This window comes from Streptomyces sp. NPDC059866 (genome assembly GCF_042731325.1).
In the GTDB taxonomy this organism is placed as follows: Bacteria; Actinomycetota; Actinomycetes; order Streptomycetales; family Streptomycetaceae; genus Streptomyces; species Streptomyces flavusporus.
In genome coordinates, this window is sequence record NZ_JBHWJT010000018.1 from 93,748 (window position 1) to 116,964 (window position 23,217).

Here is a 23,217-nt window from a genome sequence, read left to right on the forward strand (position 1 = left end):
TAGGGAGCGTTACTGCTTGACGCTTCCGGTGGCCAGACCGCTCTGCCAGTAGCGCTGGAGCATGAGGAAGGCGATGACGAGCGGCACGATGGAGATCAGGGAGCCGGTCACGACGAGCGGGAGCATGTCGCTGCTGGCGCCGGCCCCGCCGTTCTGCGCCTGGGCGGCCCAGGAGGAGAGGCCGACCGTGATGGGGTACAGGTTCGGATCGTTGAGCATGATCAGCGGCAGGAAGTAGTTGTTCCAGGTCGCCACGAGCGTGAAGAGCAGGACGGTCACCAGGCCGGGGGCCAGCAGCCTGAGGGCGATCCGGAAGAAGATGCGTGCCTCCCCGGCCCCGTCGATGCGGGCGGCTTCGAGGAGGCTGTCCCGGACGGCGTCGGCCGCGTAGACGCGCATCAGATACAGGCCGAAGGGGTTGACCAGCGAGGGCAGGATGATTGCCCAAGGGGTGTTGACCAGGCCGACCTCGGCGAACAGCAGATAGGTCGGGATCGCCAGCGCGGTGGCCGGGACCATGATGGCGCCGAGTACGAGGTTGAAGGCGGCCCGGTCGCCGCGGAAGCGGAACTTGGCGAAGCCGTACCCGGCGGCGGCCGCGAGCAGGGCGGCGCCGAGTGCGCTGACGACGGCGTACATGGCGGTGTTGAGCAGCCAGTCGACGAAGACGCCGTCGTCCTGGGTGAAGGTCTGCCTGATGTTCGCGAGCAGCTGCGGGGCACGGGTGAACCACAGGCCGAAGCTGTTGAACAGGTCCTGCGTGTTCTTGGTCGAGGCGACCAGCAGCCAGAACAGTGGGAGGAGGAAGTAGGCCAGGGCCGCCAGCATGGCGATCGTCAGCGGGGTGCTGCGGCGGGGGGTTGCGGACCGGTGCCGCTTCGGTGTGGTGGGGGCCGGGCCGGCCGGTGCGGTTGTGGCCTTCGGCAGCGTGGTGGTCACTTTGCCCTCCTGCGGTTCGCGGTGAGCAGCACGGCGTAGGAGGCGATGACGATGACCAGGCCCAGGAGGAAGGACACCGTGGCCGCGTAGTTGACCTGCTGGCCGGTGAAAGCGAGGGAGTAGGAGTAGAGGTTGGCGGTGTAGGAACTGCTGATGACGTCGGGGGCGATCTTCATCAGCAGGTTGGGTTCGTTGAACAGCTGGAAGCTGCCGATCACCGAGAACAGCAGGGTCAGCAGCAGCGCGGGCCGTAGCGCCGGGAGCTTGATCGACCAGGCGATGCGCCAGGCGCCGGCGCCGTCCATGGCGGCTGCCTCGTACAGGTCGTGCGGGATGGTCCGCAGGGCCGCGTACAGGATGATCATGTTGTAGCCGACGAACTCCCAGGTCACGATGTTCGCCAGGCTGCCCAGCATCCAGCCCTCGCTGAGGAAGTGCGGGGCCGGCAGGCCCAGGTTCCGGCTCAGCTGGGCGAACGGGCCGAAGTCGGGGCCGTAGAGGTAGCCCCACATGAGCGTGGCGACCACGCTCGGGACCGCGTACGGCACGAAGATGCCCAGCCGGATCACGCGCGCCAGCCGCAGCAGGCCGCTGTCCAGCGCGAGGGCGAAGAGCAGGGCCAGCAGCAGCATCAGCGGCACCTGGATCACGAAGAACAGTGCCACGCGTCCGACACCGTGGAGGAGTTGCGGGTCCTTGAGCGCGGTGACGTAGTTGTCCAGGCCGACGAACACCGTGCCGCCGATGAGCTGTTCCTGGAAGAGGCTGAGGTAGGCGGCGTAGCCGAGCGGGGCGAGGAACAGCAGGAGGAAGAGGATCAGGAACGGGGCTACGAACAGCGGACCTGCCGAGCTGCGGCCCACGCGTGAGCGGGCTTTGTGGGAGGCCGCCGGGGTGGCCGGCATCATCAGGCCCCCTTGACCGTGAAGCCCTGCTTCTTGGCGTACGTCGTGAGCCGGGACTGCCAGGTGCCGAGTGCGGCGACGGTGTCGGACTTGGCGGCGAGGGACTTGCCGACGGTCTCGGTCCAGTCGGTCGCCGCCTGGTCGAGGAACGGCGGCCACTGGAACGAGGGCGAGACCGTGTCGCTGATGTCGGCGAAGATCTGGTTGACCTTCTGGCCGCCGTAGAAGGCGGGTGCGCTGCCGGTGTAACTCGCGTCTGCGAGCAGGGCCTTGGTCGCCGGGAAGAAGAACTGCTTGGTGGCGAACATCTTGGCGCTCACCGGGTCGCTGTTGAGGAACTGGGCGAACTGCGCCGCCGCGATGGGGTTCTTGGTGGATGCGGTGACCGCGGTCGTGGAGCCGCCCCAGTTGCCGGAGACCGGCTTGGCGGCATCCCACTGCGGCAGCGGCGCCGCCCGCCAGTTGCCCGCGGTGGCCTTGGCCGAGCCGGACAGGAAGGCCGGGCCCCAGGCCGCGGTGAGCCAAGTGGCGTACTTGCCCTTGTTGAACCCGGCGTACCACCCGTCGGTGAAGTCCGGGTCGGTGCTGATGACGCCTTCCTTCGCGAGCCCGCCCCAGTACTCGCCGAGCTTCTTGGAGACGGCGTCGTCGACGCTGATGGCGAGAGTGCTCTTGCCCGAGGTCGTATACGGCCTGGCGCCCGCCTGCCAGAGCAGGCCGTGCCAGGCGGCGGGTTCGTTCGCCGCGAGGTTGGTCAGGTAGACGTCGGGGTCCGCCTTGTGGAGCCTCCGTGCGGCGGCCGCGAACTCGTCCCAGGTCGTGGGCACTTGGATGCCGTGCTGGTCGAAGATGTCCTTGCGGTACAGCATGCCCATCGGCCCGGTGTCCTGCGGGATCGCCCAGACCTGGCCGTCGGGGCCGCTGACCTGCCCCCAGGTCCAGTCGACGAACGTGTCTTTCAGCGCCGACGCGCCGTACGGGCTCAGGTCCAGCAGGCTGTTGGTGATCGTGAATGTCGGGATCGCCTGGTATTCGATCTGCACCATGTCCGGTGCGCCGGTTCCGGCCTTCAGCGCGGTGCGCAGCTTGGTGTAGTGGGCGACGCCCTGGCCGGCGTTGACGACCTTGACCTTGATCGCGGGGTACTTCTTCTCGAAGAGCGCGACCTCCTGTGCGATGTCCGGGACCCAGGTCCAGAACGTCAGCTCGGTCGGCGTCTTCATCGCCTTGTCGATGTCGGCCTGGCTGACCGGCTCGGCGGACGACGCGCCGCCGGTGCCGCCACCGCTGCCGCCGCACGCGGACAGCGCGGCGCCCAGCGACACCGCTCCCGTCGCGGTGAGGAAGAGCCGACGGCTCATGGGGGCAGACGCAGGGGCTTTGCTGGCGAAGATTCCGGGCATGGTGAACTCCCGCCGAGGGGCGTAGATGCGTCGGGGTGTTGGAGGTAGGAGACGGCGGCACGCAGGGCGAGGGCGTGCTGTACCGGGGGATGAGGTGGGGAGCGCGCGACGGAAAGGAGGCGGGTGCGGAGGGCTACGTCAGGTCGTACTCAGGTCGTACGTCGCTCATGTCCCGGGGTCGTCCGGGTCGGCGGGGGCGCGGTCGAGGCGCGGACGACCAGGTCGACCGGTGGGTCGCTCGCCGGGAGAGGGTCCGCGTTCGGGTTCTCGATGGCGTGCACAAGACGCTTGAGTCCTTCCTGCGCCACGGCGTCGAACGGCTGCCGCACCGTGGTCAGGGGAGGAGTCACATAGCCGGCGACGGGGATGTCGTCGAAACCGACCACGCTGACGTCGTCCGGAACGCGCCGTCCGGCTTCCGTCAGGGCGCGGATCAGGCCGATGGCCATGTCGTCGTTCGCGGCGAACACCGCGGTCACGTCGTCGTCGGAGGCCAGCGCACGGCCCGCCGCGTACCCGGACGCCGCCGACCAGTCGCCCTCCACGACCGGCGGTGCGTCCCGGCCGCGTGCGGCCAGTGCGGCCCGCCACCCCTCCAGCCGGTCCCGGGCGGCGTACCAGCGCCCGGGACCAGCGAGGTGATGGACCGTCAAGTGTCCCAGATCCAGGAGGTGTTCCGTGGCGACCCGGGCCAGCAGCTCGGCCACGACGCCCGCCGTCACCACCTGGGGGGCGGCGAACAGCGGTGGTGCGCCGAGTACGAGAACCGGCACGTCGACGCGGAGGGAGCCCGCGCCTTCGACGGTGCCGTCGGAGCCTTCGTCGATCGGCTCCGAGATGACGATGCCGTCCACACCCTGATCGAGGAGTGAGTCCACGGCACCGGCGACGCCCGCCGGGTCGCCCTCCATCGTGTTGACCACCCGGAGCGCGTACCCCACGTCCCGCACGGCCCGCTCGATGCCCATGAGCAGCGAGGCGGGACCGTACAGCGCCGTCCCGAGGGTGACCACACCGATGGAACGGGTCCGTCCGGACGCCAGCGCCCGAGCCGCGTTGTTCCGCCGGTAACCGAGTTCGTCGGCGGCTTGGAGAACCCTGCGGCGCACCTCGGTGGAGACGTACGGCTCGTCGTTGAAGACCCTCGACACGGTCTTCTGCGAGACCCCCGCCAGCCGCGCCACGTCCACGCTCCGCGGCACCGGGGAACTTCCGCCTCGTCCCGCACCCTGTGTCATGGCATCTCCCGATGGCCGCGCCGCATCCCCGACGATGCCGACGGTATGACGCCGACCGTATGACTGCGCTGTCATGTCTACGCAGTCATGGGAGACGCGTCAAGAGTTCGCGCACCACGTGGGTAACCCGCGTCCGTATGTCAGGCGCCGCGCGGCCGCCGGAACGCGACGGCCGCAGCCACCCCACCCAGCAGGCCGAAGAGATGCCCCTGCCAGCTGACCCCGGCAGCCGTCGGCAGGACGCCCCACAGGAGCGAGCCGTAGACCGCACCGACGAGGAGGCCCACGACGATGTCGCCGACGCGGCGATCGACGAAGCCGCGGATCAGCAGATAGCCGAAGAGACCGAAGACGACGCCGGACGCACCGGCGGTCGTGGAGTGCGGGGGAGCCGTGAGCCACACGCCCACGCCGCCGGCGAGGACGATCACGGTGACGACGGCGAGGAACCGGCGTATGCCGGACAGTGCGGCAAGGAAGCCGAGAACCAGCAGCGGCACGCTGTTCGCAGCGAGATGGTCGAAGCCGAAGTGCATAAAGGCGGCGGGCACGAGGTCCCGCAGCTCGCCGACCTCGCGCGGGCTGACGCCGAACGTGTCCAGGGCGTGGCCGCTCGCCGCGTCGACGACCTCGAGCACCCACAGCAGGGCGACCCAGCCGGCCATCAGCATGCCGGCGTCCCTGGCACGCGCCAGACGCGCCCCGGGCGCGGGGCGCGCCGCGCCGTGCTGCCCGTACTGCGATCCAGGGCCGTAGTGCGATCCGTACACCATGGCACCCCCTTGCTTCCCTTGTGTACTGCTCAACGCCGACAAGCCACAGCCCGGTTCCCGCCCTGTGGGCAGGCTCGGCCGTAAGGCGGCCCTGCTCGCACCGGCACGACATTGCTCCGTCCGAGTGGTGCATACCGGGGGACGGTCGTAGCGTCGGTACGTGCACGACGTGTGGATCAGGACGGGCCGGGAGCGGATATGCGGGAACTCGCGATGACCAAGGTGGCCGCGGTCTGTGCCGCCGCGACGCTCGCCGCGGTCATGGGTACGGCCTCCGCCGCCCCCGCGGCTGCGCCGTCCACGGCGCAGGCCGTGACACAGCCGTCTGTGGTCCCCGTGCTCGTCGACTGTTTCTGGGAGTCCCAGGTACGCCCTGCCGACTTCATCCTCGCCTGCGGTGACGGCAACAGCCGCCTCACCGCTCTGCGATGGTCGCACTGGCATGCCGGCTCGGCGGTGGCCGTGGGCCTCAACGCGGTGAACGACTGCCGGCCGTACTGCGCGGCGGGCCGGTTCCACTCGTACCCCGTCGTGGTTCGGCTCGACGATCCGCAACCGTGGAAGAAGCAGCCTCAGTTGCAGCGCTACACGCGTATGACGCTCACTTTTCCCGACGACAGGCCGGAGAGGTTGGCCCGGACGGTGACGTACCCGCTCTGGGACTGACAGTTCGCCCGGCCCATGGTTCGGACATCGTCACCGCTGGGGACGGCGCGCCGCAGGGCCTGACGGCGGTCCTGCCGCGGCCGGTTCGCTCACCACGTCCACGTCGCTCGCCCGGACGTAGGCGAGACGGTGGCCGAACTGGATCTGGTAGTACTCCTCCTCGCCCGTCACCACCTGGTTCGGTGTGTCGTCGGAGGACGACTTGTCGACGTGGGAACCGACGAGGCGGCCCTGTGTCACATACCGCTGGCCCGCGAGGAAGCTGTACGGGAGCGGCGATTCGGTCGGCGCCGACACCCCGTCCGGGTAGGCGTCCTCCTCCGGGAGAGCACGCCCGTACACCGTGACCTCGCTCAGGCCGTCCTTCGGCGTCACCATCCGGCCGGTCGTACCGACGGCCGTCGGATGGAGTCTGGGGTTCTTGAACCATGCTTTCCGGCCCTGGTACCAGATCGCCGTCCACTCGCCACTGCGCCCCGCGACCGCGAAGGACTGACCGGCCGAGACCCGCGAGCCCAGGTCGTTGACGTCCTCCGTGGACTCCTCCCCGTCCGGGCGCCGGCCCGGGTCCTGGATCAGCGAGGCGTCCTCCCTCGGCTCGGTGTGCAGGCGGACGGCGCTGGAGCCGTGCGGCTTGCACGGCACACCGTCGCCGGTGCATCCGGTGAACGGCGGCTTGTGGGTGGCGTAGTCGGGCAGCATGATCACCATGGCGCTGTCCCGCCCGGCCGTGGCACGCAGGGGTGCGCCGAGGAGGTCGAAGTAGTGCCGCCAGTCCCAGAACGGGCCGGGGTCGTCGTGCATATGAGGGATGGTCGAGGCGGTCGGGGACGGCACGTTGTCATGGCCGAAGATGTGCTGCCGGTCGAGCGGGATGTCGTACTTCTTCGCCAGGTAGCGCACGAGGCGGGCCGAGGTCCGGTACATCTGTTCCGTGTACCAGGTGTCGGGCTGCGTGAGGAATCCCTCGTGCTCGATGCCGATCGAGCGGGCGTTGACGAACTGGCTGCCGGAGTGCCGGGCCGCGTCCTTGGTCCTGATGTGCTGGGTGATGTGGCCGTCGCTGGAGCGGACCGAGTAGTGCCACGACGGCTCCGTCGGTTCCTGGATGGTCTTGAGCATCGACGGCAGACGTGCCTCGGTGTCGTGGATGACGATGGAGTCGATCTTCTGGTCCCTGGGCCGGTCGGCCGGGTCGTAGTTGCCGTACGCGTCGTCACCGATCTCGACGTACGGCGCTTTGAGCCAGGAACAGGACACCTCCGCCGGGCACTCGACGTCCTTCGGCCGCTGTGGGCCCTGCGGGCGGGGGGCGACGCCCGGGTTGGCGGGGAGGGTGACATGCTGACCTGCGTCGGTGGTGCGGTGCGCGCCCCGGCGGATCACCGCAAAGACGTCTTTCGCGTACGTCTGCCCCGATGCGGTGTCGCCCGTGCCCGGGAAGCGCGCAACCGCCTCCCACCAGTCGGCCGGGTCGGCGCTGAGCGGCTTGCCGAGCTGTCGTTGCGTCGCTGCCAGGAGGGCCGCACCGCCGCGCACGTTGGCTTCGGTGTCCGTCCGCAGCCGCTCCTCCGGGGCCCCGATCAGGCGGGCGGCGAGTTGCAGGTTGGCCGACTGCGCGGAGGCGCTGCCCCGGGCGTTCGCCTCGCGTGAGGCCTGCGGCCCCGCGAACGGCGAGGCACTCCCGCGGTGCGGTGCGGACTGGGCCCGGCGGGCGTCCACCAGGTGCATCGGTCCGTAGCCGCCGACGACGCTCGGGGAGCCCGGATGGGCGTCCCATCGCGACTGCAGATAGGACACGCCCATGAGCACACTGCGCGGCACACGGTATTCGTGCGCGGCGGCCGTGAAGACGTCCTGCAGACGCGGGTCGTCCGCCGCGCCGCCGTCGTCGTCCGCCGGCCCGCTCAGCAGCGGCACCAGCAGCGACATCAGGAGCGCCGCCGACGCGGTCAGCCAGAGGATGCGGCGGCGCCCCCGGAGGGCGCCGGGGACACGGGGGGCGGCACGTTCACTCATTGCAGGGGCCTCCGACCATGCTCGACGCAACCAGGACAACGGAGTTGCCCTTGGCACCACCCCTCGTACGTTTCCGTGCCCGACACGCCACGTCGCGCCAACTGTCACCGCCTTGGACCAGCCGCCCGGCAGAGGCCACCCGGTCGGCGGCAGTACGTCCGTCACGGCAGGGAGGGGGCGAAGTGCCCGTGCTGAACGGTGGAGTCCGGTACCGGCGGCGGGCCGGCTCAGTCCTGGACCGGGTCCACCTGCCAGTCGGGATGCCCCGGCATGGGCGGGGTCTGTGCCCCGTACAACCACGGGGTCAGGAACGGGGTGAGGTTCTCGCCGGCCACCTCGGACGCGAGCGCGACGAAGTCCCGCGTGCCGGCGGCCCGGCCCCGGTACGTCGTCACCCAGGACCGCTCGATCCGGTCGAAAGTCTCCTCGCCGACCTTCTCCCTCAAGGCGTAGAGCACCAGCGCCGAGCCGTCGTACCGCATCTGCTTGAACAGGGTCGGCTCGGTGGGTTCGGCGGGCGCCCCGTCGTCGTGGCGCCACTGGTCGTGCTGCTCGTACGCCGCCCGCATCGCGTCCTCGATGCTGATGCCACCGTGTGCGTCGGAGTAGAGACGTTCGTAGAAGCGGGCGTGCCCCTCGCTCAGCCAGAGGTCGGACCACTGCCGGATGGCGACGCTGTTGCCGGTCCAGTGGTGGGTCAGCTCGTGAACCAGGTCGCGCTCGGCGTCGACCTGGTCACCCAGCAGATCGGCCCTCGGCACGACGGAAAGCGACTGCGTCTCCAGCGCCACCGGCAGGTCGGTGTCCCCGACCAGCACGCCGTAGCGGCGGAACGGGTACGGGCCGAGCCGCCGTTCCAGCCAGGCCAGGTGCTCGGAGGTGAGCGAGCGGTAGGCCTCGGTGTCGGTGACCAGGCCACCGGGGACCGCGTCCCGGACGGGCAGTCCGCGCGGGCCGGTGCTGTCGACGAACGTGAACCTGCCGATCGCCACCTGGATCAGCTGGGCCGCGACCGGGTGCTCGGAGTCGTACGTCCACCGCAGTCGTCCGTCGGGGCGCCGGACGCGCTCGACGAGCCGGCCGTTGGCCACTGCGCTGAGGCCGGGCGGGGTGGTGATACGGAAGGTGACCGGCGCCCGCAGGCTGGGGTGGTCGTTCGCCGGGAAGATCATCTTGGCGCCGTTGGGCTGCGGACAGAGCACGGTGCCGTCGGGCGTGGGCACCCAGCCGTACGCCTGGATCGCGTCACTGCGGTGCCGTTGCTGCGTCGGATCGGCGGTGTAGACGACCTGAACGGTGAAGGCGCTGCCGTCGGGGATCGGCTGCGCGGGGGTGACGACGAGCTCGTCGCCGTCGCGTACGGCGGTCGCCGGTGCGCCGTCGACGGTGACCGTGTGCAGCGTGTTGCCCGCGAAGTCGAGGTTGAAGCGGGACAGTGCCTGCGTGGCGGTGGCGCTGATGGTGGTGCGGGCGTCGAAGGGCGTCCGCGGTGCCCGCCAGTCGAAGGCGATGGTGTAACGGCGCACCGTGTAGCCGCCGTTGCCGTCGAGCGGCAGGAGCGGGTCGCCGATGCCCGGGGCGCCGGGGGAGGGGGCCGGGCCGGACGACGCGCCGGACGGGCCGGGGGCGGGCGAGCCGGGGTGGGCGGGGGGCCGGTGACCCGCGAAGGGGAGGGTGTCGGTGAGCACGACGGCACCAGTGATCACGGCGGCGCCGGTGAGGGCGACGGCGAGGGCCGTGCGGCGGGTACGGAGGCCACGACGGGGGCGCTCCGTCCCAGCCGGTTCGCGCGGGGGGCGGGTGAACGACGCCTTCACCGGAGCACTCCGTGGGTGCCTCGGCTGCCGGCAGTCGCAATCTTCATGGCCGCACTATGCCAGCAGGCATCGCTAAATCCGATTATCTCCTGACTTCTTCCGCCGAACGCCGCCTGAATTCGCCCCGATTCGCAAGGGTCGCGAAGAGCCCCGTTCGTGTGACGCCGTCCGCGTCCGACAGTCGCGGAACGGAACACCACCCCACTCACCCCAACAGACCAACAATGCAGCGTAAAGGCCTTGTCCCGACTGGCCCGTCCCCCATTCGGAGTTGCGGCCGTACGGGGGTCATGAGTCGGTAGGAGTCGTGTCCTGCCGGATCTCACCATCAGGAGGAGACATGGGCACCAAGCAGAAGGGCCATTCGGCCGACAAGCTGTCCGTCGTTTTCACCGTCCGAGTGATCGAGGGCGGCGAGCAAGGGTTCCTGGATCTGTACGACAAGATCCGCAAGACCGTCGCCCGCACCCCCGGCCACATCGTCGAGCGGCTGGGAGAACCCGTGGACGACTCGCGTCAGTGGGTGATCACCAGTGAATGGGAGACGCCCGAGGCGTTCTTCGCCTGGCAGCAGAGCGAGGAGCACCGCGAACTGGTCGCTCCGCTGCGCCAGTGGGTCGACTCGACGCAGTCGCTCCGGTTCCGGGTCGTCAAGGAGACCGTGGGAGCGGCGTCATGACGCGTACGACCAACGGCCCCATAGCCGTACTCGGACTCGGCGCCATGGGCACCGGCCTGGCCACCCGCCTCCTCGACCAGGGAGTGCAGGTCCGGGTCTGGAACCGCACCGCGGAGCGGGTCGAACCGCTCGTCAAGGCGGGTGCCTTCGCGGCGGCCCGCCCCGCTGACGCCGCCGCAGGCACGAGCGCCGTCATCTGCTCCGTCGCCGACGGCGAAGCCCTCGGCACCGTGCTGCGCGGACCGGACGGAGTGCTGGCGGGCGGGCCCTACCCCGGGGTCCTGATCTGCGCCAGCACCGTCGCTCCCGACGAGGTCGTCCAGATCGCCGGGGACGTCCCCTCCGTTCTGGACGTCGGCATGCTCGGCAACCGTGACCACGCCCGCGACGGCGAGCTGCGGCTGTTCGTCGGCGGCGAGGAGCGGGTGTTCAACGCCGGCCGCCCGCTGCTGGAGATGCTGGGCAAGGAGGTCGTCCATCTGGGCGCACTCGGTTCCGGCATGCGGATGAAGCTGCTCCTCAACCTGCTGATGGGCATAGAGGTGCAGGCCCTGGCCGAGGCCAGCGAGCTGGCGACCGCCTCCGGAATCGACCGGCAGCTGGCCCTCAAGACGATCGCGGGCAGCGGCTTCGCCTCGCCGGTCATGGCGTTCAAGTCCAAGCGCCTGGCCTCCGGCCGCTTCGACAAGCCGGACTTCCGGCTGCGGCTGATGGCCAAAGACCTCATGCTCGCTTCCAAGCAGGCAGCGGCGGTCGGTCTGAGTCTGCCGCTGGCGACCGCCGCAGCCGAAACCCACGTCCGCGCCGCCGGGCAAGGACTGGGTGACGAGGACTGTGCCGCGGTCGTCCGCGCACTCACACCGAAACCGGGAAGCGATACATGATCATCGACATCCACGGGCATCTGTCCCCACCGGAGGCGGCCGAACGCTTCCCCATGCCCCCCAGCCTCACCGACGTCGACGGCATGCTTGCCGCTCGCGCCGAGGCCGGGATCGACCTGACCATCATCGGCAGCCCTGTCGGTGCCGGCGCGATGGCGCGGGTCCCGGGCGTGGACAACTACGCGCAACCACGCGACCGGCTGCGCGGCTTCCACGCCTGGATGTCAGGCCTGATCGCCAAGTTCCCGGACCAGTTGCGCGGGTACGTGTACGCCAACCCGTTCGGCGACGACGATCACCTGGAAGGGGTGCGGGAGACCCTGGCGGACCCTGCCTTCGTCGGGCTGATCACCACGTCCAGCGTCCACGGAGAGCTGCTCGGCTCCCCGCGTGCCGACTCCTTCTTCGCGCTGGCCGCGGAGGCGGGGGTGCCGGTCATGGTGCACGCCCCGGCCGAACCGCTCGGCACGGAACGGGTCGACGAGCTCGGTTTCGTCGAGCAGATCGGCCGGTTCGGCGACGTCACCACCGGCATGGCCATGATCGCGTTCGCGGGATGGCTGGAGAAGTACCCCGATCTGCAGCTGATCGGCGCAACCGGCGGCGGCGCGATGGCGCTGCTGCCGGAGCGACTGCAGACGGCGGCGCGCCCCCGGCACTGGGCCGGGGGGGCGCCGCCCCCCGGCCGGGCCGCGGCGCCGGCCACCGCCCCGCCGGCTGCCGACCCGGCCGCGGCGCTGAAGCGCATGTACGTCGACACCAGCCCGTTCAGCCCGGCGCACCTGAGCCTCAACGCGGAGGTGCTGGGGCCCGAACGGATGCTGTTCGGCACCGACTCACCGCCGATGGCGGCGCCGCTGGAGGACTTCATCCGCATGATCGAGAAGCTGCCGGTCGACAAGGCGTCCCAGCAGCGCATCCTCGGCGGCAACGCCGAGGCCGTCTTCGACCTGAGGAGTCGTCCGTGATCACCACGCAAGAGGCCGTCACCGCGGCCGAGCGGTGCACCCCGGAGTACCGGCGCAACCCGCACGCGGTGTACGCCCTGCTCCGGGAAGCGGCGCCGGTCTGCCCCATGAAACCGCCGCACGGCAACGAGACGTACCTGATCACACGGTACGAGGACGCGCGGGCCGCCCTGTCGGACCCGCGGTTGAGCAAGGACATGTACGGGGCCATGGACGCCTACCGGAGCATCTTCGGTGACTCGTCCGTGGCGCTGGACGACAACATGCTCAACTCCGACCCGCCCAAGCACACCCGGCTGCGCAAGCTGGTCAACTCCGCGTTCACCCCACGGCGCGTGGAGGCGCTGCGGCCGCAGATCCAGGACATCGTCGAGAGCCTGCTCGACGAGTGCCCGACCCGGGAGCCCTTCGACCTGCTGCCCGCCTTCGCGTTCCCGCTGCCGATCATCGTGATCTGCGAACTGCTCGGGGTGCCGGCGCAGGAGCGGTCGCTGATGCAGCACCTGTCCACCACCGTGGCGCAGACCGGTTTCAGCGAGGAGTCCAAGCGGGCCCAGCAGAAGGCCGAGGAGGATCTGCACGCGTACTTCACGGACCTCATCGCGGCAAAGCGCAGCCACCCGGGTGACGATCTGCTGAGCGCGCTCACCGCAGTCCAGGACAACGACGGTGGGCTCACCGAGAACGAGCTGGTCTCCACGGCGTTCCTGCTGATGTTCGCGGGCCACAAGACGACCGCGTACCTCATCGGCAATGCCGTCCACCACCTGCTGTCCCATCCCGCACAGCTCCGCGCCGTGCAGGAGAACCCGGAACTGGTCGGCCCGGCGGTCGAGGAACTGGTGCGCTACGACGGCTCCGTGGAGACCTCGACGTTCCGCTACGCGACCGAGGACGTGGAGTACGGCGGGATGCGGATCCCGAAGGGCGCCCTGGTCCAGGTCGCGCTCAGTGCGGCCAACCGCGACCCGCAGAAGTTCGACGCCCCGGACGAGCTCGATGTGATGCGGCCGGGGAACGCGCAGAACGCCCATCTGGGGTTCGGGCACGGCAGCCACTACTGCCTGGGAGCCCCGCTGGCCCGGCTGGAGATGCAGCTGGCTCTCACCGGCCTGTTCGGCCGGTTCCCGAGGATGACGCCGGCCGACCCCGCGGGCGAGGCGAAGTGGATGGAGGTTCCCTTCCCGGCCTTCCGCGGCCTCGCGGAGCTGTCGGTCGTGCTCGACCCTGCCGGGTGACCGACAGACCGATCCGCTCACAGCCACGCCGAACGGGCCCCTCCACCGAGGGGCCCGTTCGGCGTTCCCGGAAATGGTTGCAGCGGCTCGCAGTGACATCCGTCACGCGGACTTCGCGCGTCAACGTGGTTCGGTAGTACAAGGCGGCCGGGCGATATAGGGGGACTTGCCGCCTGGAAGCAGACATACGGCGCACCCGAGCCGATGGCGTGAAGGTGACCCGCTTCCTCCACACTGCCGCCCCCTCATGTACGGCTTCCTGACGGAGCGCCAGACCTTGCCGTGCTCCGGTGGGCCGGTTCAGCACACCCCTGCGCTCGTTTCAAGGGCCTTCGGCGACTACGACGCCAGGTAGTAGCGGCGCTCGTTGCCCCTCCTTCACTCGGGTTTTAACAATGACGGCCCCAGAAGGCGTCACCGCAGGTCAGGCACAGCGTCCGAGCACAGCTGACCCCACCGGAGGCACCCCCGCGACGACCGAGCGAGGTCCACATGAGGAAGCACCGCAGGAAGACGCGCCACCGGCACATAGCCATCGCTGCCGTCGCACTGAGCGCGCTGGCCGTACCGTCCGCCGCCATGGCCTGTCTGAACGATGAGGGCGCCGAGGGCGCCGAGTCCTACGGTCAGTGGGAGAACTGGAAGAACGCGTCCTCGCAGGAGCGGTGGCAGGGCCGCGAGTGGACCTCGCGGCCCGCGGCGCCGGCTTCGCAGGCACCCACCGCGCCGAGCTCGCAGGCACCCACCGCGCCGACCTCGACGGAAGCCTCGGAGCCAAAGACGTCCACCTCCGCGTCTCCGAGCACCACCGACGCGGCGGCCCCGGCGTCCGGTGCCGTGGCTCGCGTCGTGTCCCTGGTCAACAGCGAGCGCAGCAAGGCCGGTTGCTCGCCGGTGACCGTGAACGCGAAGCTCACGAAGGCCGCCCAGGACCACAGCGCGGACATGGCGAGCCACAAGAACATGTCGCACACGGGCTCCGACGGTTCCGAGCCGGGCGAACGGATCACGCGCGCCGGCTACAACTGGAGGACCTACGGCGAGAACGTCGCCTACGGCTACTCCAGCCCCGAGCAGGTCATGGCGGGCTGGATGTCCAGCCCCGGCCACAAGCGCAACATCCTGAACTGCGATTTCAAGGAGATCGGAGTCGGCCTCGCCCAGCCCGGCAACTACTGGACGCAGAACTTCGGCACGGCCCGCTGACCGCTCGACCGGCGCCACAGCCGGTTCCATGCGCCCGCCCCGGGACCAGTCCCGGGGCGGGCGCATGGAACCGGCAGCGAACCCGTCCCGGCAGCGGCCATGGGTCACTCCCGGCGAGCAGGGGGAGGCGGGGTGGTCCCGGGAGTCGGTGCTTCGTCTGTGCCGCGGTCTGTGTCGTGGTGGAAGCCGTTGGTGTGGATCATGTGCCTGAGGTGGTGGACCGGCCTGAGTACGGGCGCGCGTTGGATCACCACCATGGCGACGTCGTCGCCCGGGAGACCGCCGACATGAGCCATGAGGTCCTCGTGGATGTGGTGCAGCAGGGCTTCGGGACCGCTCCCGGTCCACCGGGCGACGCGTTCGGCCAGCGGATAGAAGGACCCGTCGGCGTCTCTGGCCTCGATCACGCCGTCGGTGTAGAGCAGCAGTGTGTCGTCGTCCTCCAAGGTGAACGGGTCGGGTGTGAGGCCGGTCCTGGGCAGCTCGCACATGCCCAGCGGGGGCCCGGGGTGGGGGGCGTACAGGGTGGTCACCTGGTCCCCGCGCAGCAGCAGGGGCGGAGGGTGCCCGCAGTTGATCATCTGGGCCAGGGAGCCCTCGTCGGGAATGTCGAGTATCAGCGCGGTGACGAAGCGCTCCTGCAACTCGTCGACGGCCTCGGCGTGAGGGGTGTGCTCGGACAGATGCCGGCGGATGCTGCCTTCCAGGGCGCTCGGGAGGTCGACCAGATTGCTGCATCGGTGGCCGGCCTCCCGGAAGGCGCCCATCAGAAGGGAGGCCTCGTTGATGGAGGGCAGACCTTTGCCCCGGACGTCACCGATGATCAGTCGGGTGCCGTCCGCGGTGCGCGTCGCCGCGTAGAGGTCGCCGCCGATCTGTGCCTCGTCCTCGGCGGCCAGGTACAGCGAGGCCATCCGCAGCGGGCCCATTCTGTGCGGCAGCGGCCGTAGAACCACCCGCTGTGCAGCTTCGGATACAGACCGCACCCGGGCCAACTGACGCACGCGCCGCTCGCGTTGCCGACAGAAGATCACCACCAGGAGCGAGATGACCGCCAGGGCGGCGATCTGCACCTGGTGATTGGGGGTGAACCCGCCACGCAGGACGGCGATGACGGTCTGGGCGGTCACGGCCAGTGCACCGATGAACGCGGTGAGTCGGGAGCCGGCGAACGACGGGGTGATGGCGGGTGCCACGACCAGCAGGGGCCCGAGATGGATGTGGCGCGGAGCCATGACGTCCACAACCGTGATCACGACGATCAGCGCAAGGGGAATCGTCACCAGCGCGTGGCCCGGTTGCCATGGCCGCCACAGATCCGCAAGGCGCCGCCGCAAACCCATACCTACAGTCTGCTCTCCTGCCGAGGCGAAGCAGTCCGCGGCATGCCCCGGAGCTCGGAGCTCCGGGGCTCGGGGCTCGGGGCTCGGGGCGCAACCTGAGGCAGGGGCTTTGAACCCCGACCATCTCGAGTCTCCTGTCGATTCCGTCCGCCCCCGTTCGTCGGTGGGGTGCAGGAAGCTCGTGAGGTACTGGGAGGCACCACCGTCGGCGCCGCACTCGTCATCTGCGTGTACGCCCTCGCCGAGGCCCGCCCCTCTTCGTACCGCTGCGGTTGCTGCGTTCACCCTCGGTGAGCGGCGGCAACCTGGTGGTGTTCCTGCTCGGCGGCTGCGCCTTCGGGATGTCGTACGCCCTGTCCCGGTACGGCCAGGTCGTGCTCGGCCTCTCGCCGCTGCGTTTCGGCCTCTACAACGTCGTGCTGCGCCGGTCCGGGCCGACGGTGCGGACCGAGCGGAGTCCGGGTGACACGGTGCGTCAAGTGCGTTCTTGATCACCTTCACCCGCCGCGCGCGCAGGGGCCGCGGCGGGTGGTGCTGAACTTGCGGGGCGTCGGCCGGACCCGCCGTCCGGCAACTCCTGGGCCCGGCCGCCGACTCGTATCCAGGCGGCAGAACTCCCACAGGTCGGCCCGCACTTGCGAGGAGGGAGGGCGCAGTGACCTGCAAGGCGATCCCGAGGTCCGCCCGACCGTCAAACGCAGCCTTGCCCGACCCCGGTTCGGGGCGGCGCCGCACATGCCGCTGGGATTCTCGTCCAATCCGGCCACGGACAGGGCGCCTTGGAGGAGTCAACGGCCGCCGATCTCGAGGACGCGGCCTCCCGCATGTGTCTGAGACAGCCGACTCGGCTGTCTGTACAGGAGTTGAAAGACGTCCTGACCATTCCCGGTGCGGACCTGTGCATGGTCGGCACATGGCAGCAGCCGCAAGCAGTGACGCGGGGGAGCTCGGCCTTCTCCGCGTCGTCGGCATACGCGGCCATTTCGGCGTGGTAGGGCGTACCCGTCGCTGGTGACGTCGTGCAGTGTGTGCGGCGCGGGCCTGCGGACGACGGCCTGCCACACTCCCGGATCGGCGTCGGCGTCGGCGTCCAGGCCGCCCTGCTGTCAATTCTGCCGGTATCAACGGATTTGCTCGTTTCGAGATGCCGCATCACGGGTGCGGAGCTAGGGTCTAAAAGTGAGAGCCGCATCCCGGGGCACGCCCCCGGTCGGCGAGGTACCTGCACAGTGAGGACCGCGACCGCAGCGCCGCCCCACGCAATATTGCGCGGCTGACAAGCGGCGTCGGCGGCCGATAGGTGCTTCTCAAAGTCATGCGGCGACGCCTATGACCGCGCCCCGCCCGCTCCGATTGCTGCGGCCGCGGCCATCCATCTCGTGCGGGAGAGTCGCGCGAGACGATGGAAGGAAAGGTATAGCCATGCGATCAACTCGCACGAAGCGTCTCATTGCGCTGTCCGCCAGCACCATCCTGATGGCTGGTGGTGCCGCGATCGGCGCATCGGGCGCGGCCTCGGCGGCCGTCCCGACCAGCTACGACCACAGCTACAGCGACTACTACAACAACAACGGGTGGGACGACGACGACCACGACAACGGGTGGGACGACGACGACCACGACGACGATGACGACAACGGCCACGACGACGATGACGACAACGGCCACGACAACGGGAATGGCCACGACAACGGGAATGGCCACGACAACGGGAATGGCCACGACAACGGGAATGGCCACGGCAACGGGAATGGCCACGGCAACGGAAACGGCCACGGCAACGGCCACTGACAGAAACAGTGGACGCCACCGCTGACAGTGGCAGCCGTATCACCGCGATGCGCGACTCCTCTCCGGGAGTCGCGCATCGCGTTCGCCCTCCCGCACCCGGCCTCAGCAACCTCGCTCGGAGTGCGCCGGTCTCAGCCCCGCCGGAAAGGAACGCCGGCAACAGCAGCGCCGCTGCACCGAGCGCCGATCGTGGGCCGCTCCGGCTCCGAGCCGCACAGCTCGCCGGCCGGCATTCCGGCGCGCGCGATCGGAGCGGAACTGGTCTGCTGGAAGTGCAGGGCTGCGGCCCCAGATCCGGGGAGAGATCCATATGAATACATATCGCGTCGCGCAGGTCGCGGCCCCTGGCGGGCCGTTCGAGATCGTTGAGCGTGAGGTACCGCAGCCGGGTCCGGGCCAGGTACGGGTGGCTGTGGACGCCTGCGGCATCTGTCACAGCGACGCCGCCATGGTCGACGCCGCGTTTCCGGGCATACGGTTTCCTCTGGTTCCCGGGCATGAGATCGCCGGGCGCATCGAAGAGCTCGGTGAGGGCGCGGAAAGCCGCGGCTGGCGCGCCGGTGAGCGGGTGGCGATGGGCTGGTTCGGCGGCAGCTGCGGCCACTGCACGCCCTGTCGGCAGGGCGACTTCATCGTGTGCGTGAATCTGAAGGTTCCCGGATGGGCATACGACGGCGGTTTCGCCGAGGCGGTGATCGCACCGGTGGATGCCCTCGCCCGGATCCCCGACGCGCTGGCGCCCACGGATGCCGGGCCCTTCGCCTGCGCCGGTGTGACCATGTACAACGGACTGCGGCGCAGCTCCGGACAGCCGGGTGACCTGGTCGCTGTACTCGGCCTCGGCGGTCTCGGTCACCTGGGGGTGCAGTACGCCGTAGCGATGGGCTTCGAGACCGTGGCCATCGCCCGCGGAGCTGCCAAAGCCGACTTCGCCAAGCAACTCGGCGCGCACCACTACATCGACAGCACGGCGGACACCCCCGTCGCGGAGGCGTTGCAGTCCCTCGGCGGCGCCAAGGTCGTGCTGGCCACCGCCGGCAGCTCCGACGCGATCACGGCGACCGTCGACGGGTTGTCCCATCGTGGCGAACTGGTGGTCATCGGCGCGAGCTTCGACCCGATGGGCATCAGCCCGGCCCAGCTGATCATGAAAGGCCTGATCGTGCGCGGCCATCCGTCCGGCACCGCGCAGGACGTGCAGGACACCATGGCATTCAGCGCCCTGCACGGGATCCGCCCGATGACCGAGATCATGCCGCTGGACCAGGCCGATGAGGCCTACCAGAAGATGCTCTCCGGCGCCGCACGGTTCCGTATGGTGCTCACACCCCGCTGAAAACACCCCGCTCACGTTCCAGCATCTCGAGGCGAAGCCGATCCATGACCACATCACGGGACCTGATGATCATCGCCATCGACGTGGCGCCCAACCACCCCGTGGAACAAGGCGACCTCTCGCTCGCTCTCGCAGGAGCCGAGGTGCTCGATCTCCTCGATGCCCAGGCCATCACCCTGGACGGCGAGCACATCGTGCCCGGCCACCGGCCGACCGCACCCGACTCCCTGCTGGATCAGGCCGCATCGTCACTGGTCCGCGAAGCGCCGTACGAGACGGTCGGCGACTGGCTGTGGCGCAGAGGTCGCGGTCTGTCCGGGGCGTATCTGGCGGCCCTTGAAGCGGAAGGACAGCTCCGTCGGCAACACCACCGCAGGAACCCCTTCCGGACCAGCAGTGTCGTGCCGGCCGATACACCGGACCACCGTGCGGCGGCACAACACTGGGCCTCGGACGAGCCCACCCTGGCTGCCCTGGCGGCCGCCATCGGGATCCATCGCCGGGCCGGGGAGGACTCTGCCGACTCCCCGAGTGCGCACAACGACGCTGTGGACACCGTGCTGGCCGCCGTGCACGACGCACTGGTGCAACTGGAGGCCATACGGCAACGACGTGCCATCGAGCAGGCCGCGTTCGACAACATCTGGCGCGGCGAATGACGACCCTCGGTTGTTCCTGCCGGGACCGGGACGGATCTGTCAGGGCTCGGCGATGTCCTCGCGGAGGCCGTCGGAGAACTCCCACCAGGCAAGAGGGAGCCAGTCGCCGTTCACGAACCCGTCGACAGTTGCGCCACGGCCGCGGACGGTGACCGTGGTGCCGGGCGGGTACGAGGTGCCGGACAGGCCGAGCACAGGGACGAGCAAGGTTCCGAGCCGCTGTGCCATCACGTGTCCCGACCTCCCTTCACGGGTCTCGGTGCGAAGCGCGATACGCAAAAAACGATGCGCGATGAGTGTTCTTCCGAGATTACCGGCTTGCCCCAGCCCGCGGGCAAGAGAACCATGAGGAGTAGGTCACACAAACGGGGGCGCTCCCGCGGACAATCCGCGTGCACATCACCGGTCAGGAGATGGAAGAGATGAAAGCCGTCGTCTACAAAGGACCTTTCAGCGTCGCGATCGAGGATGTCGACAAGCCGACCATCCAGCAACCGAACGACGTGATCGTAAAGATCACATCCACGGCGATCTGTGGCTCGGACCTGCACATGTACGAGGGACGTACGGCGGCAGAGCCCGGAATCGTGTTCGGCCACGAGAACATGGGAATCATCGAGGAATGCGGCCAGGGCGTCACCTCCCTCAAGGAGGGCGACCGTGTGGTCATGCCCTTCAACGTCGCCTGCGGGTTCTGCAGGAACTGCGTCGAGGGGTACACGGGTTTCTGTGAGACCGTCAACCCCGGTTTCTCGGGCGGGGCTTACGGCTATGTCGCCATGGGCCCGTGGAAGGGCGGTCAGGCGGAATATCTCCGCGTTCCGTTCGCCGACTTCAACTGTCTGAAGCTGCCGCCGGGAAACGAGCACGAGACCGACTTCATTCTGCTCGCCGACATCTTCCCCACCGGCTATCACGGTTGTGAACTCGCCCAGGTGCGCCCGGGCGAGAGCGTCTCGGTGTACGGCGGCGGGCCGGTCGGGCTCATGGCCGCGTACTCGGCGCTGCTCCGCGGCGCGGCGAAGGTCTTCGTCGTCGACCGGATCCCCGAGCGGCTCGACAAGGCTCGGGAGATCGGCGCCGTCCCGATCAACTTCGCGGAGGGCGACCCGGTGCAGCAGATCAAGGACCAGACGGACGGGGCCGGCACCGACAAGGGCGTCGACGCCGTCGGCTACCAGGCGATGTCCAAGGACGTCGACCACGAGGAGCCCGCGACGGTCCTGAACTCGCTCGTCCAGACGGTTCGCCCCACGGGTGCCCTCGGTGTGCCGGGCCTGTACGTGCCGGCCGACCCCGGAGGCCCGGACGAGCAGGCCAAGAAGGGCATGCTCCTCGTGTCCATCGGCAAGCTCTTCGAGAAGGGCCTGCGGATGGGTACGGGCCAGTGCAACGTGAAGCGCTACAACCGGCACCTGCGCGACATGATCATCGAGGGTCGGGCGAAGCCGAGCTTCGTCGTCTCCCACGAGGTGTCGCTGGACCAGGCACCGGAGGCCTACGACAAGTTCGACAAGCGCGTCGAGGGCTACACCAAGGTCGTCCTGCATCCGTAGGGCGCCGTCCGCATGCGCTGGTGAGGACTCGACGAGCTCGTCGGCGACCTTGAAGTCACGGCGTCGGAGACCGCCGGTGCGTGCTTCCGGGCCCTCACCGGGCCATCCCGCCCCCGTCATGCCGTCGGAGCCGGTCAACCATGCGCTCCGGGCACGGCGGGGGCCTGCTGTGCCCTGGGAGGCGTGCAGGACCTGGGTCAGTCGACCGGCCACGTGTGGGCCGGGGCGTTGAGGTGCATGTAGTCGATGTACTGCTGCGTCATCAGCCGCAGGGCCTCGTGGCGGCCGGTGTGGGTGGAGGCGTCGATGTGGTGGAACATCTCCTTCTGCCACACCGCTCCGTTACGGCCGGTGACGCACCGCTGGTCGATGATGCCGAGCAGCGGCTCTCGCCAGGCTTCGTCCATGCCGGAGCGTTCCAGCCCCCGGTGCGCCAGCGGCAGCAGACGCCGCAGGACGAGTTCGGGCACCGGCACCTCGCCCATGCCGGGCCAGTACAGCCGCGCCTCCATGCCGTGCCGCGCCGCCGTGTGCAGGTTCTCCTCGGCGGCCGAGAAGGACATCCGTGACCAGACCGGCCGCTCCTCCTCGACCAGGGCGCGGGTGAGCCCGTAGTAGAAGGCGCCGTTGGCGAGGGTGTCGGCGACGGTCGGGCCGGCGGGCAGTACTCGGTTCTCCACCCTCACATGGGGTTTGTCGTGAGCGACGGCGTAGACCGGACGGTTCCAGCGGTAGATGGTGCCGTTGTGCAGGGTGAGCTCGGCCAGTTCGGGGATGTCGCCGCGGTCCAGCGTCTCCGCGGGGTCCTGCTCGTCGCACAGGGGCAGCAGTGCCGGGAAGTAGCGCAGGTTCTCCTCGAAGAGATCGAAGACGCTGTTGATCCATCGCTCTCCGAACCACACCCTGGGCCGCACTCCCTGCACCTTGATCTCCTGCGGACGGGTGTCGGTGGCCTGCTCGAACAGCGGGATGCGGGTTTCGTGCCACAGTTCCTTGCCGAACAGGAACGGTGAGTTGGCGGCCAGCGCGACCTGGACCCCGGCGATCGCCTGTGCGGCGTTCCAGTAGTCGGCGAACTCCTCCGGGGACACCTGGAGGTGGAACTGGGTGCTGGTGCACGCCGCCTCCGGAGTGATCGTGTCCGCGTAGGTGCGCAGCCGGTCGACACCGTCCACGTCGAGGCGCAGGTCCTCGCCCCGAGCCATGAAGATCTGGTCGTTGAGCAGTCGGTAGCGGGGGTTCTCCGACAGCGCCGCCTCGCCGACGTCCTCAGGCCGCAGTGTGGGAAGGATGCCGACCATGATCAGGTGTGCTCCGACCGACCGGGCGCGTTGCTCCGCGTGGTTCAGCGCGCCGCGGATCTCGGACTCCCAGTCGTCGGGGCCGCCCGCCGTCAGCCGGCGGGGCGGAATGTTGATCTCGAGGTTGAAGCGGCCCAGCTCGGTCGACCAGGCGGGGTCCGCGATCGCCTCGAGCACATCGACGTTGCGCATCGTCGGCTCGGCCTCGTCGTCGACCAGGTTCAGCTCGATCTCCAGTCCCACCTGGGGCCGCCCGGACTCGAACCGTGACTCGCGCAGCATCTGCGCAAACGCGTCGAGGCACTCCTGCATCTTGATCCGGTACCGGCGGCGGTCCTCGCGGGTGAAGACCAACGCCGGGACGTCCCGTCCCATCGGCCCTCCCGGGTTCCCGTCCTCGGACACCTCTCACCTTCCAGCGTCGCACCACCGGGCGACCCTGACCAGGCGGGATGTGGATCACTGCAGCGACGTACTGCTCGTGCCAGGTGCTGCC

The 23,217-nt window shown here is 69.5% G+C and carries 21 protein-coding genes; 11 read left to right on the top strand and 10 right to left on the bottom strand.

Annotated features, from left to right (window positions below; genetic code table 11):
- Positions 1-9: 9 nt before the first annotated feature.
- From ACFV7R_RS27230 to ACFV7R_RS27250, 5 genes are all read right to left on the bottom strand, one after another.
- Positions 10-939, bottom strand: coding sequence for a carbohydrate ABC transporter permease (locus tag ACFV7R_RS27230; protein WP_385267977.1), 930 nt, complete (start codon positions 937-939; stop codon positions 10-12).
- Positions 936-1,847, bottom strand: a complete 912-nt coding sequence (locus ACFV7R_RS27235) for a carbohydrate ABC transporter permease (RefSeq protein WP_385267979.1) — start codon at positions 1,845-1,847, stop codon at positions 936-938. The genes ACFV7R_RS27230 and ACFV7R_RS27235 overlap by 4 nt, the downstream gene beginning before the upstream one ends.
- The gene (locus ACFV7R_RS27240; protein ID WP_385267981.1) at positions 1,847-3,205 is read right to left on the bottom strand and encodes an ABC transporter substrate-binding protein; all 1,359 of its coding nucleotides are present in this window, start codon (positions 3,203-3,205) and stop codon (positions 1,847-1,849) included. The genes ACFV7R_RS27235 and ACFV7R_RS27240 overlap by 1 nt, the downstream gene beginning before the upstream one ends.
- 191 nt (positions 3,206-3,396) lie before the next feature.
- Entirely contained in the window at positions 3,397-4,437 is a 1,041-nt protein-coding gene (locus ACFV7R_RS27245; RefSeq protein ID WP_385268190.1) for a LacI family DNA-binding transcriptional regulator, read from the bottom strand.
- Positions 4,438-4,625: 188 nt separating this feature from the next.
- Positions 4,626-5,156, bottom strand: coding sequence for a rhomboid family intramembrane serine protease (locus tag ACFV7R_RS27250; RefSeq protein WP_385268192.1), 531 nt, complete (start codon positions 5,154-5,156; stop codon positions 4,626-4,628).
- Positions 5,157-5,456: 300 nt separating this feature from the next.
- Between ACFV7R_RS27250 and ACFV7R_RS27255 the strand changes: the two genes are divergently transcribed.
- Positions 5,457-5,924: a hypothetical protein gene (locus tag ACFV7R_RS27255; protein ID WP_385267983.1), complete on the top strand. Its 468-nt coding sequence runs from the start codon at positions 5,457-5,459 to the stop codon at positions 5,922-5,924.
- Between the two features lie 30 nt (positions 5,925-5,954).
- Here the strand turns inward: ACFV7R_RS27255 and ACFV7R_RS27260 are convergent, their stop codons facing one another.
- Together ACFV7R_RS27260 and ACFV7R_RS27265 are read right to left on the bottom strand one after the other, a co-directional pair.
- Positions 5,955-7,943: an N-acetylmuramoyl-L-alanine amidase gene (locus ACFV7R_RS27260; RefSeq protein WP_385267985.1), complete on the bottom strand. Its 1,989-nt coding sequence runs from the start codon at positions 7,941-7,943 to the stop codon at positions 5,955-5,957.
- A 227-nt stretch (positions 7,944-8,170) separates the two neighbouring features.
- Entirely contained in the window at positions 8,171-9,760 is a 1,590-nt protein-coding gene (locus ACFV7R_RS27265) for a M1 family metallopeptidase (RefSeq protein WP_385267987.1), read from the bottom strand.
- A gap of 340 nt (positions 9,761-10,100) precedes the next feature.
- Here ACFV7R_RS27265 and ACFV7R_RS27270 point away from each other — a divergent pair, with 340 nt between their 5' ends.
- The 5 genes from ACFV7R_RS27270 to ACFV7R_RS27290 all read left to right on the top strand — a co-directional run bounded on the left by ACFV7R_RS27270 (position 10,101) and on the right by ACFV7R_RS27290 (position 14,735).
- Complete coding sequence (locus tag ACFV7R_RS27270) at positions 10,101-10,439, top strand: antibiotic biosynthesis monooxygenase (protein ID WP_129803178.1); 339 nt, start codon at positions 10,101-10,103, stop codon at positions 10,437-10,439.
- Positions 10,436-11,323: an NAD(P)-dependent oxidoreductase gene (locus ACFV7R_RS27275; RefSeq protein WP_385267989.1), complete on the top strand. Its 888-nt coding sequence runs from the start codon at positions 10,436-10,438 to the stop codon at positions 11,321-11,323. Before ACFV7R_RS27270 ends, ACFV7R_RS27275 begins: the two co-directional genes overlap by 4 nt.
- Positions 11,320-12,291, top strand: coding sequence for an amidohydrolase family protein (locus ACFV7R_RS27280; RefSeq protein ID WP_385267991.1), 972 nt, complete (start codon positions 11,320-11,322; stop codon positions 12,289-12,291). The genes ACFV7R_RS27275 and ACFV7R_RS27280 overlap by 4 nt, the downstream gene beginning before the upstream one ends.
- Positions 12,288-13,529 (top strand): cytochrome P450, encoded by a 1,242-nt coding sequence (locus ACFV7R_RS27285; RefSeq protein WP_385267993.1) that lies wholly within the window; start codon positions 12,288-12,290, stop codon positions 13,527-13,529. The genes ACFV7R_RS27280 and ACFV7R_RS27285 overlap by 4 nt, the downstream gene beginning before the upstream one ends.
- Positions 13,530-14,021: 492 nt before the next feature.
- Positions 14,022-14,735: a CAP domain-containing protein gene (locus ACFV7R_RS27290; RefSeq protein WP_385267995.1), complete on the top strand. Its 714-nt coding sequence runs from the start codon at positions 14,022-14,024 to the stop codon at positions 14,733-14,735.
- Positions 14,736-14,839: 104 nt separating this feature from the next.
- Here the strand turns inward: ACFV7R_RS27290 and ACFV7R_RS27295 are convergent, their stop codons facing one another.
- Entirely contained in the window at positions 14,840-16,078 is a 1,239-nt protein-coding gene (locus ACFV7R_RS27295) for a PP2C family protein-serine/threonine phosphatase (RefSeq protein ID WP_385267997.1), read from the bottom strand.
- A 290-nt stretch (positions 16,079-16,368) separates the two neighbouring features.
- Between ACFV7R_RS27295 and ACFV7R_RS27300 the strand changes: the two genes are divergently transcribed.
- The 4 genes from ACFV7R_RS27300 (at position 16,369) to ACFV7R_RS27315 (ending at position 19,864) form a co-directional block, all read left to right on the top strand.
- Positions 16,369-16,569, top strand: a complete 201-nt coding sequence (locus tag ACFV7R_RS27300; protein ID WP_385267999.1) for a hypothetical protein — start codon at positions 16,369-16,371, stop codon at positions 16,567-16,569.
- A 931-nt stretch (positions 16,570-17,500) separates the two neighbouring features.
- Positions 17,501-17,869 carry a hypothetical protein gene (locus ACFV7R_RS27305; RefSeq protein ID WP_385268001.1) on the top strand — a complete coding sequence of 123 codons (369 nt, stop codon included), beginning with the start codon at positions 17,501-17,503 and terminating at the stop codon, positions 17,867-17,869.
- 310 nt (positions 17,870-18,179) lie between these two features.
- Positions 18,180-19,205: an alcohol dehydrogenase gene (locus tag ACFV7R_RS27310; protein ID WP_385268003.1), complete on the top strand. Its 1,026-nt coding sequence runs from the start codon at positions 18,180-18,182 to the stop codon at positions 19,203-19,205.
- A gap of 44 nt (positions 19,206-19,249) precedes the next feature.
- A complete protein-coding gene (locus ACFV7R_RS27315) occupies positions 19,250-19,864 on the top strand; it encodes a GPP34 family phosphoprotein (protein ID WP_385268005.1) in 615 nt (204 codons plus the stop codon).
- Between the two features lie 39 nt (positions 19,865-19,903).
- Here the strand turns inward: ACFV7R_RS27315 and ACFV7R_RS27320 are convergent, their stop codons facing one another.
- Positions 19,904-20,095: a hypothetical protein gene (locus ACFV7R_RS27320; RefSeq protein WP_129803187.1), complete on the bottom strand. Its 192-nt coding sequence runs from the start codon at positions 20,093-20,095 to the stop codon at positions 19,904-19,906.
- 191 nt (positions 20,096-20,286) lie between these two features.
- Here ACFV7R_RS27320 and ACFV7R_RS27325 point away from each other — a divergent pair, with 191 nt between their 5' ends.
- Positions 20,287-21,420, top strand: coding sequence for a glutathione-independent formaldehyde dehydrogenase (locus ACFV7R_RS27325; RefSeq protein ID WP_385268194.1), 1,134 nt, complete (start codon positions 20,287-20,289; stop codon positions 21,418-21,420).
- A gap of 197 nt (positions 21,421-21,617) precedes the next feature.
- Here ACFV7R_RS27325 and ACFV7R_RS27330 read toward each other — a convergent pair whose 3' ends face one another.
- Positions 21,618-23,096 carry a glutamate-cysteine ligase family protein gene (locus ACFV7R_RS27330; RefSeq protein ID WP_385268007.1) on the bottom strand — a complete coding sequence of 493 codons (1,479 nt, stop codon included), beginning with the start codon at positions 23,094-23,096 and terminating at the stop codon, positions 21,618-21,620.
- Between the last annotated feature and the right edge of the window lie 121 nt (positions 23,097-23,217).

What these genes read in the sequence shown, in the direction of transcription:
- ACFV7R_RS27235 (WP_385267979.1), bottom strand. Translation starts at nt 1,847, where the DNA reads ATGATGCCGGCCACCCCGGCGGCCTCCCACAAAGCCCGCTCACGCGTG.
- ACFV7R_RS27240 (WP_385267981.1), bottom strand. Translation starts at nt 3,205, where the DNA reads ATGAGCCGTCGGCTCTTCCTCACCGCGACGGGAGCGGTGTCGCTGGGC.
- ACFV7R_RS27250 (WP_385268192.1), bottom strand. Translation starts at nt 5,156, where the DNA reads ATGCTGATGGCCGGCTGGGTCGCCCTGCTGTGGGTGCTCGAGGTCGTC.
- ACFV7R_RS27255 (WP_385267983.1), top strand. Translation starts at nt 5,457, where the DNA reads ATGCGGGAACTCGCGATGACCAAGGTGGCCGCGGTCTGTGCCGCCGCG.
- ACFV7R_RS27260 (WP_385267985.1), bottom strand. Translation starts at nt 7,943, where the DNA reads ATGAGTGAACGTGCCGCCCCCCGTGTCCCCGGCGCCCTCCGGGGGCGC.
- ACFV7R_RS27270 (WP_129803178.1), top strand. Translation starts at nt 10,101, where the DNA reads ATGGGCACCAAGCAGAAGGGCCATTCGGCCGACAAGCTGTCCGTCGTT.
- ACFV7R_RS27275 (WP_385267989.1), top strand. Translation starts at nt 10,436, where the DNA reads ATGACGCGTACGACCAACGGCCCCATAGCCGTACTCGGACTCGGCGCC.
- ACFV7R_RS27280 (WP_385267991.1), top strand. Translation starts at nt 11,320, where the DNA reads ATGATCATCGACATCCACGGGCATCTGTCCCCACCGGAGGCGGCCGAA.
- ACFV7R_RS27290 (WP_385267995.1), top strand. Translation starts at nt 14,022, where the DNA reads ATGAGGAAGCACCGCAGGAAGACGCGCCACCGGCACATAGCCATCGCT.
- ACFV7R_RS27295 (WP_385267997.1), bottom strand. Translation starts at nt 16,078, where the DNA reads ATGGGTTTGCGGCGGCGCCTTGCGGATCTGTGGCGGCCATGGCAACCG.
- ACFV7R_RS27305 (WP_385268001.1), top strand. Translation starts at nt 17,501, where the DNA reads ATGCGATCAACTCGCACGAAGCGTCTCATTGCGCTGTCCGCCAGCACC.
- ACFV7R_RS27310 (WP_385268003.1), top strand. Translation starts at nt 18,180, where the DNA reads ATGAATACATATCGCGTCGCGCAGGTCGCGGCCCCTGGCGGGCCGTTC.
- ACFV7R_RS27315 (WP_385268005.1), top strand. Translation starts at nt 19,250, where the DNA reads ATGACCACATCACGGGACCTGATGATCATCGCCATCGACGTGGCGCCC.
- ACFV7R_RS27325 (WP_385268194.1), top strand. Translation starts at nt 20,287, where the DNA reads ATGAAAGCCGTCGTCTACAAAGGACCTTTCAGCGTCGCGATCGAGGAT.
- ACFV7R_RS27330 (WP_385268007.1), bottom strand. Translation starts at nt 23,096, where the DNA reads ATGGGACGGGACGTCCCGGCGTTGGTCTTCACCCGCGAGGACCGCCGC.